Origin of the sequence: Sphingomonas sp. 2378, from assembly GCF_038084995.1 — a bacterium.
In the GTDB taxonomy this organism is placed as follows: Bacteria; Pseudomonadota; Alphaproteobacteria; order Sphingomonadales; family Sphingomonadaceae; genus Sphingomonas.
In genome coordinates, this window is sequence record NZ_JAXCMJ010000036.1 from 22,442 (window position 1) to 35,247 (window position 12,806).

The window sequence follows — 12,806 nt, forward strand, 5'->3', positions numbered from 1 at the left end:
TATGGATCAGCCTGTTGGTCGGGTCGCGCCCGATCCGTCGCCCCCGACCGCGCATCGCTGCACACCCGCCTTCTTCGCCAAACACACGGTCGGCGAGTTGCTGGGGTGGGACGATCATCGTCTGGAACAACCCGGCCGTCTCGCTCTGCCCCTGTTCCCGGCATGACGGCACCGAGACGCATGCTCCGGGGACGCATCGGCCGGTGGCGATCCCGAGGGCATGACGACATGGCGTTGCCGAACCTCTCCCATCCTGGCCTCGGCGGGAACGACAACCGTCTGTAATCGTCGTGTTTTTCTACTTTCCAGTAGAGGTGAACGGCATGGCAGGGGATCGAACGGGAAAACGCGTCGTCATCACCGGTGCCTCCAGCGGCATCGGGGCGGCGACCGCCATGGCGTTCGCCGGGGACGGCGCGCGGCTGATGCTGGCTGCAAGAGGGCAAGCGGGGCTCGATGATATCGCCGCGAAGTGCCGTGCCGCGGGCGGGCAGGTCGATGTGCGCGTCCTCGACGTCACCGACGCGCCGGCGGTGGCCGCCTTCGCGGCGGAGGCCGCCCAGGCGCTCGGTGGAATCGATGTCTGGTTCAGCAATGTCGGCGTCGGGGTCGTCGGACGCTATGAGGACGTTCCGATCGCCGATCATGCACAGGTCGTGGCGTCCAATCTGATCGGCCATATGAATGACGCGCATGCGGTGCTACCCATCTTCCTGGCGCAGGATCATGGTATCTTCATCAACATGATCTCGGTCGGCGGCTTTGTCGCGACACCCTATGCCGCCGCCTATTCGGCCAGCAAATTCGGGCTGCGCGGGTTTAGCGAGGCGCTACGCGGCGAACTGTCGAAGCATCCGCGCATCCATATCTGCGATGTCTATCCGACCTTCGTCGACACGCCCGGCATCGACCATGCCGGGAATCATACGGGCGCCAGGCTGTCGCTGCCCCCCGGTTCGCTGGCGCCGGAAACCGTGGCAAAGGCGGTCGTCCGGATTGCCGACCACCCCCGCAATACGACCGCGATCGGTGCCCCCGCGATCGTCCTGAAGCTGAACCAGCTGCTCGTCCCCAATCTGGCCGCCGGGATCATGAACGGCTTCATGGACAGCTGGAGCCGCAAGGCCGATCCCGGTGAGGACGGCAGCGGCGCGCTGTTCACGCCACCCGCAAGCCCCAGCGGTATCGACGGCGGGCGGCGCCATCCCGCACGGCGACGGAAAGCCGGTATCATGGGGGTGGGCGCCGCGCTGGGCGGTCTCGCGGTGATCGGCGCGTTCGCGATGCGACGCCAATAGCATCGCCCCCCCTGTCGATGCGCATCGCCTTATTGCCATGACATCCGGCCATATGCGCTGCGCGTCGCCCTGGGGCCCCTCTGACCTCGACCGGGATTCATGACCATGGGCAGCACGTCGTCACCTTCGCATGATGGCTCGAACGGAGACGGGGCTGACGGTTCGAGCGGCCCCATGACGCGGGCCGCCAATCATCGCGTGGCGTCGGTGCCATTCGAGCGCAAGTTCGGCCGCGCCCCCCTCCCGCCCCGCCATCCCGATGCGCTGATCAACGACGTCATCTACGACCGGATGATCGATCCGAACTGGTCGGCATCGCAGCGGGCCTTTGTCGACAAGCAACGGGCAAAGGCCGAGGCACAGCGACGTTTCCCTGCCCTGCATGTTCCGGAAACGCTGGCCGTCATGCCGGTCGAGACGTCGGCCTCGCCCGAGCGGCTCTTCGATCGGCTTCGTACCCATATCGGTACGCACGCCGTCGCGAAGCCGACCCATGCCAGTGGCGGCGTCGTCTTCCTGCGCGATCTCGTCGATCCTGCCTCTTTGCGGGACCTGTATGACCTCGCTGCGATCGATTACGCCGCGATCCTGCGCGAAATGCAATATTGGCGATTGCCGCGAAAGATCATCGTCGAAACGCTGATACCGGCGCATCGACCGGGACCGCCCGACGATTACAAATTCCATTGCATCCATGGCGAACCCCTGTTGTGCCAGATCGACCATGGACGGTTCGGGCATCCCTGGAGTCGTCTGTTCCGCGTCCCGCAATTCGATCCGATGGATGAGAATGATGGCCTGACCGCGCCAAAGGGCTTCGCCATGGCGACGCGAAACCGGCTGGACATGATGATCGCCGCTGCGCGCGCGCTGTCGGCACCGTTCGCATTCGTTCGCGTCGACCTGTATGATGGTCGCGACGGCGTCTATTTCGGCGAACTCACCTTCACCCCCGCGGCCTCGCTCGGCATCGCGCCATCCAGCGCCGGTGTTTGTCGCGTAAGTCCGACCCATCGGATGTATAGCCGCATTCTGACGGACGCTCTGGATCGGTATGGGGGATAGGAACAGGCGGTGATCCGGGAATGTTCGGGGCTCCGAGCCGAGACCGGCTGCTCAAAAAGCGACGATCGATTTATTCCCCGACGCCTCTATCCTGACCCGCTATGCCCAGACTCATCGCTCATCCCAGGCCCGTGACGCTGTTCGATATCGAGGGCGAGGAAACGCCGTCCAAGCGCCGGCTTGCCGACGCCGGCGAGCGGTTGATGGGGACGCACGGCATCGATACGCCGTCGCTACAGGAGATCGCGGCCGCAGCGGGTCAGGCGAACAAATTCGCGGTGCAATATCATTTCGGCGGGCGTGACGGGCTGATCGACGCCATCTTCGCGATCCGGATGCGACACATCGTCATGCGGCGCCAGGAATGTATCCGCCAGGCCGAAGAGCGCGGCTTGACGGATGACCTCGGCAGTCTGCTGGAGGCGGTGTTCCTGCCGATGTCGGAGCAGATCGACGCGAACGGCCACCACAGCTATGCGCGGCTGCTGCTGCAATATACGACGCGGATCGGGTTCGATCCGCATCGCCGCGACGACCCGTTCAACGCGCGGCGCGGACTCGCGGTGTCCCTGATGGAGCGGATGGCCGCCCTGCTCGACCTGACCACATCGCAATTCGAGCTGGCTTTTTCCCAGCAGCATTTCGCGATGATCGTCGGGCTGGCGGCGCGTGACAATTTCGCCTTTCGCGGACACGCCATATTGTCGCTCGAAGAGCTGATCGATCAGACCATCGCCATGACCGTACCCGCGCTGGAGGCGGCCGCCCGCTTCATATCGCGACGCGGCTGAGCCCCCCGCCCCCCACGCGCGAAGGGAAAGTTGCACCCCCGCAACCAAAAGCTTCTTCGACCGTCGCCGCGGCTTCGCGCTCGGCCTTGCGGTGGCGGGCCAGGGCGTGGGCGGCGCGATCCTGCCGATGGCCGTCGAGTCCATCAGCGAAGCCTTCGGTTGGCGCCATGCCTTCCATGCCCTGGCGGCGGGCCTGATATTGCTCGTGCTGCCGCTCGTCGCCCTGTTCGTGCGTGACGATCCGGCAGAGGCGGGCGTCCCCTTCGCCGATGCGGCCGATCCCGTCCGCATCGACCAGCCGGCGGTATCATCGGGTCTAACCGTGGCCCAGGCGCTGCGGACCCGTGCCTTCTGGATCATCATCGCGGTCTTCCTGTTGTTCGGAATGACCAGCTACGCGCTGACCGCGAATTTCGTCGCGCTGATGCTCCAGCGTGGGGCCGGCACGCTGCCGCAGATCGCGATGCTGTCGTCGATCGCCGGTGTCGCGATGATTGCCGGCAGGCTGGTGTTCGGCTGGCTGCTCGATCGTTTCCCCGTCCCGATCGTCGGCGCGGGCGGCGTGCTGTGCGCCGCGGCTGCGCTGGGCATCCTGCTCCGCATCGACAGCATCGGCGTCTCCGCCGTCACGATGAGCGTGTTGATGGGTGTTGCGATGGGCGCCGAGACCGACCTGCTCTCGATCCTCGTTGGACGATATTTCGGGCAGCGTGCGATCTCCCGCATCTACGCATGGCATAATGTCAGCTTCCTGCTCGGCGCCGCCATGGGACCGCCCCTTTTCGCGATGCTGCTCGGCCGGTTCGCCAGCACGGATATTCCCATCCTGACGCTGATCGCGCTGGTCATCCTGTCCGCCGCGCTCCTCCTGTTGCTGAGGAGCCCAAGGCTCGTGGATCGGCCGCGATACCCAAGCTCATGAACAAGTTGCAGCAGCCCCCCCCAGTCCTCACCACCGATCGCGAGGGGAAGGCGGTGAAGGTCAGGAACCTGAAGATCGAGGATATGCGATAGCTCCCGTCGCCCCTATCGCACGTCCTCGATCGGCTCGGCGCCGAAGGGACGGTTGAGGATGCCCAGCACCTCGGTCGCGGCGAAGACGCGGTTGCGGCTATAGCCGGTGCGTTCGTGCAGGATTCCGGCCTGGACCAGTTGCTCGATCGCACCATGCGCGCTGGGGGCGGAGACCCGAAGCCGCTCGCCCAGCCGCCTGGCGGTGATCACCGGATAATCGGCCAGCAGCGGCAGCGCGCGCGACGCGGCGGAGTTGCGCCGAAAGGCGCGTCGCCCGTGCCAGGCGGCGACCAGCCGCGTCAGGGCGGCGCGGGTGACCATCAGTTCGTCGACCGTGCCCGTAATGGCATCGGCGATGAAGGCGATCGCCGCGCTCCAGTCCAGCCGCTGCTGCGCGGCCTTCAGGCTGTCATGATAGGCCTGTCGGTTCGCCTCGATATAGGGCGAGAGATAGAGCGGGACCTGGCCGTCCGCCGCCATCATCAGCGGCATCAGCAGCCGCCCGACGCGGCCATTGCCGTCGCGGAACGGGTGGACCGCCTCGAAATGGGCATGGGCGATGGCCAGCCGCGCGACGATGCTCTGCGTCATCACCTGCATCCCCTGGCCGCGCATATAGGCCATGCTCTCGGCCAGACAGGCGTGGATCCTGTCGGGCGGGGTGGGATTATAGGTGGAATAGGCGATGTCATGCCCCCCGCCCCCGATCCACACGACATGGGTGCGCAGCGCACCCGGCGCATCGGCATAGCGGGGGTCGCTTCGCATCACCTCGCGATGAAGCTCGGCGACCAGTTCGGGGGTGAAGAGGGCGGGCCCCTCCCCCGCCGCGCGCGGGATCAGCCGGTCGAGCGTCAGCGCATAGTCGCGCACCTGGCGCGCGGCGTCGCGCTGCTCCTCGCCCGCCTCCTCTTCCAGCGAAAGGAGTTCGTCGAGCGTGCTGTTCGTCCCCTCGATCGAGGAACTGCTCACCGCCTCGCGCCGGACGAGCAGGCGGCTGACGACATAGGGATCGGCCATGTCCGCCGCGAGCGCACGCACTCGTGCCAGCGCCTCGATCGCGCGCTGGTGGCTGGCCATGGCGGTGCCCAGCGGGATGCCCTCCTCCGGGGGCGGCAGCGGGACCACGCCATAATGCGCGGCATGCGGCTCGGGCAGCCGCTGGAGCCGCTCGCGAACCGCATGGCAAAGATCGTCCCGGCGCATCGGCTCCTCATAAGCTTGAACAGGACGCCGTTCGGACGGGCCTTGTTTAGGGTTATAGGGAAAACCATAATGAAGCAAATCGCGTGGGGCGCATAGTCAGCTTTGTAGGACCGCCCGCTCTCCAGGCCGGATCGAGATTCAGACATGCCCTTCTTCCCTCGCCCCTCTCAGAGGGGAGAGGGAAGAAGGAGCATGAATGTCGATTGGCCCCAGGCCGCCCCGCCTCCCTCCCCTGCAAGGGGAAAGAGTGAATGACAGGTGCGACGCCATTTCACCGCAGCGGATCAGCAGGATGACGGCATGGCGTCGGGACGCGGCATCGGCTTGGCGATACCCGGTGACAGCGCCTCCCATTCCTCCACGGCCAGCCCGGCATGGCGGTCCTTCGACCCCGACGCCTCCAGCACCGCGCGCAGGCAGCGGGTGGTGACGGGTCGGAAGCGGACCTCCTGAAACCCGTCCGTGCCGGTGGGATAGGTGCCTGCGATCGGCTTCCATCCGCCGTCCCAATATTCCAGATGCCAGGCGGCGGGCGGGGCGACGCCCTCCCCGGCCCCGGCGGGATGGTCGGCGAAGAAGCGGATGCGGCTGGCGTTCAGCGTGACGGCGCGGGGCCAGCGATACTCGATCCAGGCGCCGGCGGGGTTCGCCCGCGTCCAGTTGCCCCACATATCGGGGGGCAGCGGCGCGCGGCGGACCTTGCCGTCGTTGAGCGCGGCGATCCAATATTGCACCGGCACCGGCTGGTTCGACGCGCTGGCCCGGGCGCTCGGGGCGATGTTGCGGGTCGGTGGAGGCAGCGGAGCGGGCGCCCTGCTCGGCGTGACCGGGCGGATGGCGGGGGGCGAGACGCTGTCGTCCCAGTCCATCGGATCGAGCGCGACCGAACGGCGGAAATGCCCCCCGCCCTTCGCATCCGCCGTATGATAGGTCAGATACCAGCGCCCCTTATACTCCACCGCCCCCGCATGGGAGGTGGTGGACGATACCGGGCGCAGCACCACCCCGCGATAGGTCCATGGCCCCATCGGCGACGGCGCGGAGGCATAGGCCTGGCACGCATGATAAAGCGTCGGGGTGCAGGGGCTGTCCGGCCCGGCATTATTGGCGGCATAGAGCAGATAATAGGTGCCGCGCCGCTTCATGATCCAGGGCGCCTCGAAGAAACCGGTCGCCCCGGTGACGACCTGTTCGGGCCCCTTGGGGGTGACCATGTCGGGGGCCAGCTCCATCGCGCGCAGCCGCCCGAAGGTGCCCCAATAGATATAGACGCGCCCGTCATCGTCGATCAGCACGCTGGGGTCGATATTCTGGATGTCGTTGGCGACGGGCGTCTGCTGCGAGATGATCGGGCCCGAAGGATGCGCATCGCGCCACGGCCCGGTCGGGCGGTCGGCGACGGCCACGCCGATCGCGAACCGGTCCCTGGCATCCCCCGCCCGCTGGAGCACCGGGGCATAGAGATAGAAGCGCCCGTCCCGCCCCTTCACGATCTGCCCGGCATAGGCGCGGCCCGGCTCGGCCCAGGCGAAGACCGCCTCCGGCCGGGCGATGGCGGGGAAATGCCGCCACACGCCGCTCGCGGGGTCCTTGGTCGACAGCAACTGCCACTCGTTCATGATGAAGTCGTTGACCCCATCGGGCGCTTCGTCCCGCCCCGCCAGGATCCACAGCGTATCGCCATCGACCAGCGGCGCAGGGTCGGTGGAGTAATAGCGTCCGTCGGACAGGATCGGATTGCCGGTCGTGCGGACCGTCTCTGGCGTCGAGGGGGCGAGAAGTGCTGCGAGGAGGACGGGGATCATGATCGCCATCCTGACGAACCCCGCCAGACTTGTCGATATCGTATACGGTTCCTGGTCAGCGTATCGCCAGCATCGCCTCGCTCGGGCAATGGGCGGGCATGGGCCCCGGCCCGCGTCGATAGACCAGCCGCACCCGGCTCGGCCCGGTGGGGACGCAGGCGGCGAGGTGATAGTCCCGGGCCAGCACCTCGCCCAGCACCTTGCGTGTCGCGGGGTTGCCGAACTCGAAGCGCGGATAGTCGTCGACGATCGCCCCCGGTCGCGCGGCCAGGATGCGGCGGACCTCGGCGACGGGATCGGTGCCGATCGCGCTCGCGCTCGCTTCGTCCAGCGTGTTGAGATGGCCGGGAAACACCCATTTCGACGGCAGGCAGCTATGGGTCAGCATGTAGAGCGCGGGGTAGCCGTCATAGACATAGAGGCAGCCTCGGCCCGGCCCCCGTTCGGGGAGGGCGGCGCGCGCGACGGCCAAGGCCTCGGCGCGACCGCCCTTGGCGCGTTCGCTCAAGGCGAGCACGACCTGCCCCGCCAGCGCGATCACCGCGACCAGCGCCGCCAGCCACCCGCGCCGCCAGCGGCCCAGCACCGGTGCGGCGACGATGGTCGCGGGCAGGACGATGGGCATGGCATAATGCGGGCTGCCGAACCGGCCATAGAGCAGCACCGCGACCGCCGTCACCGCCAGCCAGACCAGCAAAAAGCGAAACCCCTCCCGCCGCTCCGCCGCGACATGCCGCCATGGCCGCCCCAGCGCGATGACGAGGGCGAGCGGCAGCAGGATGCCGACACAGGCGGCCAGCCCCTCCAGCTCGGTCGCGAGGGGCCGCGCCGCCTGTCCGCCGAGCGAGAGAAAATTGGCGAAGAGCCAGGCCTGCCCCTCCCCCATCGCGGCATAGGCCCCCCAGGCGGCCAAAGTCGGCAACAGCGCCAGCGCGACCCAGGCCAGCGCCATCCCCGCCAGCCGGACCGGCGCCATCCGATCGCGCCACCCACACCAGAGCAGGATACAGCCAAAGGCGAACCCTTCGGGCAGCACCGAATATTTGATCTGGAGCGCCAGCCCGATCGCCGCCATCGCGCCCGCCCCACAGGCGAAGAGCGACGCGCGCCGCTCCACCGCGCGCAGCATCATCGCTGCGGCGACCAGGATCAGCGCATTGTAGAAGACGGGCGACTGCCCCCCCTCCCCCTCCATCAGGTTCAGCCAGAAGATATAGAGGATCGCCGCCCCGATCGCGGCCATAGGCGGGGCGAAGGCCCGCGCGATCCGCTGCACCCCGTAGGCGGTGGCGACGACGAAGCCGGTCGCGACCAGCTTATAGGCAAGGAATCCGTCTCCCCCCAGCGTCCGCGCGCCCGCATAGAGCAGGAACAGCCCGATCGGCTTGCGGTCGAAGATATCGACATAGGGCAGCGCGCCGTGCAGCATCCGGTCGCCGACCAGCAGATAGAATTGCTCGTCGAACCCGATCACCGGATTGCCCAAAGCCTGCGCCCGCACGATCAGCGCCACCAGGGTCAACAGCCCCAAGGTGGCGACAGACCCGATCCCGCGCCCCTGTCCGCTTGCGTCGTTCATCCTGTCGGCGGGTGGGTGGCTTTGGGCGCGAAGGCAAGCGGGAATTGGCGCTGATGGACATTCCCCCATTCCTCCCCTGCAAGGGGAGGTGGCAGGCCGAAGGCCTGACGGAGGGGTGTCGCGCTCTCGATAGGGGGACACCCCTCCACCATGCTTCGCATGGTCCCCAGTGGCAGGTCGATCATGCCCCCGGCATGATCTGGATTGCCTGGGAGGCAATCCACCTGCCACTCCTTGCAGGGGAGGAATGGGGAATGTCGATCCGGCCTGAAATCCGGGCGACGTCGCCTTTTTTTGCGCGCAGAGGCGCGGAGGACGCAGAGGAATCAGGCTCGCGCGGCAGCGCCTCGCCAAAACGTCGGATGAGGAAAATGGACTGCCGACGCCCCGTGCACGACCTCTCTGCGTCCTCCGCGCCTCCGCGCGAACACATTCTTCGCGCCTTCGCGTCTTCGCGTGAAAAATAAATGCCGATCCGCTCCCGAGTGACGAAACGGGACGGGCCATAGAATCCCCCAACATGACAGAGGCTTCACGACCGATTATAGGGGCGGTGTCGACCATTTTCCCTGGCCGATCTATGGGTGGAGCGATGGGGCGATTTCCGCGACGTTCGGGTGATGGGGCACGGCTTCGGGCGAAGCGGGCGGCATTTTGCGCGTCCTGACCTTCCTGCACAGTTTCGAGCCCGGCGGGGTGGAGCGGATCGCGCTGCGCCTGGTTCGTCGCTGGCGGGAGACGGGGATCGATGCGCCGCTCTTCCTGGGGCGGACCGATGGCGCGATGGCCGAGGATGTCGGCGCGGGGCTCGATTTCGTGACGCCGCCCCGCCGCTGGCCGGGGATCGCGCATTGGGAGACGATCTGGATGGTCCTCACCCTGCCGCGCGTCGTGCGCGCGGTGCGGCCCGACATGCTGTTCTGTGCGGGCAACACCTATGCCTTTGTCGCGGTGATGCTGAAGCTGATCCTGGGTCGCGACTGCCCGCCGGTGGTCGCCAAGATCAGCAACAATCTGGACCGGACCGACGCCTCGCGGCTCTATCGGGCCTTCTATCGTATCTGGCTGCGCATCCAGGGGCTGGCGATCGACCATTTCGTCGGCATGGAAAAGCCGATGCGCGCCGAGATCGTGCAGGGCGTGCGCGTCTCCCCCGCCCGCGTGGCGATCATCCCCGACCCGGCCTTGTCCGAGGCACAGATCATGGCGTTGCGCGAGCCGCTCCCCGCGCCGATCCGCTCGGACGGACGCCGTTTCGCCACCATCGCGCGGCTGGCCCCGCAGAAGAATCTCGCGCTGATGCTGCGCGGGTTCGCACGCGGGGCCCGCGCGCACGATACGCTGACCCTGTTCGGCGACGGGCCGGAGCGACCCGCGCTGGAGGCGCTGGCGGTGACGCTGGGCATCGCCGACCGGGTCGATTTCCGGGGCTATGTCACCAATCCCGCCGCGCTGCTGGGGCAGTACGACATGCTGCTGCTGTCCTCGCACTATGAGGGCGTGCCCGCGGTGATCCTGGAGGGGCTGGCCGCCAATATCGGCATCATCGCCACCGATTGCAGCCGGTCGATGGCGGCGCTGTTGCAGCAGGGCGCGCTGGGGACGCTGGTCCCGGTCGGCGACGAGGCCGCCTTCGCCGACGCGATCGCCACGGCGCGTCCCCACGCCCAGGACGCCCGGCGCACGCTGCACCAGGCGCGACGCTTCACCATCGAGCATGGCGCGGACCATTATGTGCGCGTGATGCGCGGCGTCCTTCGCAGCAAAAGGGCCCCCGCCCCGCTGATCGCCGAACCGGTCGTCCCGACGAACTGAGCGGGTTCGCACCGCCCGCGAAGAGGCGGCAGGAGAAAATCCCCGCGCCGCCCTGCTCGTTCAAGTCTTTCCTGATGCTCAATATTGTCTGTCGCGCCGAAGTGTTTTGAGAGTATGTCAAGCTTCTCTCAAAAAATGCCATAATTGTGACATGGTTGCCACAGTATCTGCCGCCTTCACGTCGGCGATGGGAGTGGCTGGACGATGCGAGCTAAGGGGAGCGTGCGGCCGAAGCGCCGCGCGGCATGGTCGGTCGTCGCCCTGGGCCTGTCGGCCCCGGCCTTCGCCCAGACCGATATGGGCGCTCCGCCCGCCGAAGTCACCGTCACCGGCAAGCGCATCCCCGGCTCCGTCATCGGCGCGGTCGAGCCGGTCGCGGTGCTGGATGCCCAGGCGCTGGACGCCATGGGCGCCCCCAATCTGACCGAGTTGCTCAAGCGGGTGAAGGCGCTGACCAGTTCGTCCGGCGGGGGCGAGCCGGTGATGCTGCTCAACGGACGGCGCGTCTCGGGCTTCGCCGAATTCCAGAGCCTGCCCTATGAGGCGATGGAGCGGATCGAGATATTGCCCGAGCAGGAGGCGGCGCGCTTCGGCTATCCGCCCAATGTCCGGGTGATGAACTTCATCACCAAGAAGAGATTCCGCGCGGTCACGGTCCAGCTCCTGCCCGGCATCACGACCGAGGGCGGGGGCGGCACCAAATATAGCGAAGTCACCTCGGCCCGGATCGACGGGCCGCGCCGCCTGACCTTCAACGTCTCGCATCTGCGGCAGGACCCGGTGTTGCAGAGCCAGCGCGATATCGTACCCGATCCCGACACGCTGTTCGCGGGCGGCGGCAATGTGACCGGGGTCGACGGGGCGAGCCTCGACTCCCGCCTGGACCTGTTGGCGGGGCGGAGCGTCACTGTGGCCGGGGTGCCGGTCGATCCGGCGATGCGGGGCACGCTCGCCGCCTATGCGAACAGCCCGGCGGGGGTCACCGATCTGGGGCCCTATCGCACGCTCCAGCCGCTGAGCGACACGATCCATAGCGAGGCGAGCCTGGCCTCGCCGCTCGGCAAGACGGTGTCGGGGTCGGTGATGCTGTCGATGGCGGCGGTCCAGACGCGCGGACTGAACGGCCTTGCCCCCGCCCTGCTGCGCGTGCCCGGCGGGCTGGGGGGCTTTCCCTTCGCCGATGACACCCTCCTCTATCGCTATCTGCCCGACAGCGTGCTGCGCCAGCGGACGACCAGCATGGCGCTGCACGCGGGCGGTTCGCTGACCGGCACCGTCCGCCGCTGGAGCTGGGCGGTGACGGGCAATTACGACCGGCTGGCGTCGCGCAGCAATTCCGAGACGGGAGTGCCGCTGAACGCGCTTCAGGCGGCGATCGACGCGGGCGGGGACCCGATGGCGGCGATCGACCCCGCGACCGCTGCCCTTCGCACCCGCAACCGGAGCCGAGCGGCGTCCGACACGCTGGGGATCAAGGCGACCGCCAACGGCCCCGTCGTCCATCTGCCCGCGGGCGACGCGCTGCTGACCGTCACCACCGATTATGCCCGGATCGACAGCCGCGCGACCACCAGCCTGGCGCTGCCCGACGATGGCGTCGGCCGCACCACGCGCGGGGCCAGCGTCAATGCCAGCCTGCCCCTCGCCTCGGCGCGCGAGGGCTCGCTGGGCTTTCTCGGCGAATTGCAGTTGGACGGCATGGCGGGCGTGTCGCAGGTGTCGGATTTCGGGCGGCTGAGCAATTCCAATATCGGGCTGAACTGGACGCCGTTCCGCCCCGTCCAGCTCAACGCCTCGGTCAGCATCGCACAGGCCGCGCCCGCCGTGACGCAACTGGTCGCGCCGGTGCTGGCGACGCCCAACATCCCCTTTTTCGACTTCGTGACGGGGCGCTCGACGCTGGTCACCACGATCATGGGCGGCAATCCCGATCTGGCGCCCGAAAAGCGGCGGGTCACGACGCTGGGCATCGCGGTCCAGCCGGTCAGGGACAAGGACATCCGCTTCGGGCTGGATTATCTCGACACGCGGATCGACAATCAGGCGGCCTCGCTGGGCGGGGCGACGCCAGCCTTTCAGCGCGTCTTTCCCGACCTTTTCCTCCGCGACGCGCTGGGCCAGTTGGTCAGCGTCGATCTGCGCCCGGTCAATCTGGCGTTCGAGCGGGAGCGCAAGCTGCGGATCGCGGTCAATCTCCAGACCCGGCTGGGCAAGAGCCCGCCCCCGCCCGCCG

General features: G+C 67.7%; 9 protein-coding genes and 1 pseudogene. 7 read left to right on the forward strand and 3 right to left on the reverse strand.

From position 1 onward, the window contains the following. Window position 1: 1 nt before the first annotated feature. From SM191_RS15130 to SM191_RS15150, 5 genes and pseudogenes are all read left to right on the forward strand, one after another. Window positions 2–166, forward strand: coding sequence for a hypothetical protein (locus SM191_RS15130; protein WP_341506927.1), 165 nt, complete (start codon window positions 2–4; stop codon window positions 164–166). A gap of 157 nt (window positions 167–323) precedes the next feature. Continuing rightward, on the forward strand, window positions 324–1,298 hold the full coding sequence (locus SM191_RS15135) for an SDR family oxidoreductase (protein ID WP_341506928.1): 975 nt from the start codon (window positions 324–326) through the stop codon (window positions 1,296–1,298). 174 nt (window positions 1,299–1,472) lie between these two features. After that, window positions 1,473–2,363, forward strand: a complete 891-nt coding sequence (locus SM191_RS15140; protein WP_341506929.1) for an ATP-grasp fold amidoligase family protein — start codon at window positions 1,473–1,475, stop codon at window positions 2,361–2,363. Between the two features lie 131 nt (window positions 2,364–2,494). Beyond that, entirely contained in the window at window positions 2,495–3,154 is a 660-nt protein-coding gene (locus tag SM191_RS15145) for a TetR/AcrR family transcriptional regulator (RefSeq protein WP_341506930.1), read from the forward strand. Window positions 3,155–3,215: 61 nt separating this feature from the next. Beyond that, window positions 3,216–4,076, forward strand: a pseudogene (locus SM191_RS15150) (MFS transporter); the annotation flags it as partial. Window positions 4,077–4,180: 104 nt separating this feature from the next. On the opposite strand, the gene SM191_RS15155 reads toward SM191_RS15150, so the two are convergent. The 3 genes from SM191_RS15155 to SM191_RS15165 all read right to left on the reverse strand — a co-directional run bounded on the left by SM191_RS15155 (window position 4,181) and on the right by SM191_RS15165 (window position 8,758). Further along, window positions 4,181–5,374, reverse strand: a complete 1,194-nt coding sequence (locus SM191_RS15155) for a Fic family protein (RefSeq protein WP_341506931.1) — start codon at window positions 5,372–5,374, stop codon at window positions 4,181–4,183. A 284-nt stretch (window positions 5,375–5,658) separates the two neighbouring features. Continuing rightward, window positions 5,659–7,179 (reverse strand): family 43 glycosylhydrolase, encoded by a 1,521-nt coding sequence (locus SM191_RS15160; protein ID WP_341506932.1) that lies wholly within the window; start codon window positions 7,177–7,179, stop codon window positions 5,659–5,661. Between the two features lie 55 nt (window positions 7,180–7,234). After that, complete coding sequence (locus SM191_RS15165) at window positions 7,235–8,758, reverse strand: ArnT family glycosyltransferase (protein ID WP_341506933.1); 1,524 nt, start codon at window positions 8,756–8,758, stop codon at window positions 7,235–7,237. 654 nt (window positions 8,759–9,412) lie between these two features. On the opposite strand from SM191_RS15165, the gene SM191_RS15170 reads away from it, so the two are divergent. Both SM191_RS15170 and SM191_RS15175 read left to right on the forward strand, forming a co-directional pair. Continuing rightward, window positions 9,413–10,573 carry a glycosyltransferase gene (locus SM191_RS15170; protein ID WP_341506934.1) on the forward strand — a complete coding sequence of 387 codons (1,161 nt, stop codon included), beginning with the start codon at window positions 9,413–9,415 and terminating at the stop codon, window positions 10,571–10,573. A 222-nt stretch (window positions 10,574–10,795) separates the two neighbouring features. Continuing rightward, a partial coding sequence (locus tag SM191_RS15175) for a TonB-dependent receptor domain-containing protein (RefSeq protein ID WP_341506935.1) occupies window positions 10,796–12,806 on the forward strand: 2,011 nt, incomplete at its 3' end.

Coding starts and splice junctions, on each gene's coding strand:
- SM191_RS15130 (WP_341506927.1), top strand. CDS start 2: ATGGATCAGCCTGTTGGTCGGGTCGCGCCCGATCCGTCGCCCCCGACC.
- SM191_RS15135 (WP_341506928.1), top strand. CDS start 324: ATGGCAGGGGATCGAACGGGAAAACGCGTCGTCATCACCGGTGCCTCC.
- SM191_RS15140 (WP_341506929.1), top strand. CDS start 1,473: ATGACGCGGGCCGCCAATCATCGCGTGGCGTCGGTGCCATTCGAGCGC.
- SM191_RS15155 (WP_341506931.1), bottom strand. CDS start 5,374: ATGCGCCGGGACGATCTTTGCCATGCGGTTCGCGAGCGGCTCCAGCGG.
- SM191_RS15160 (WP_341506932.1), bottom strand. CDS start 7,179: ATGATCCCCGTCCTCCTCGCAGCACTTCTCGCCCCCTCGACGCCAGAG.
- SM191_RS15165 (WP_341506933.1), bottom strand. CDS start 8,758: ATGAACGACGCAAGCGGACAGGGGCGCGGGATCGGGTCTGTCGCCACC.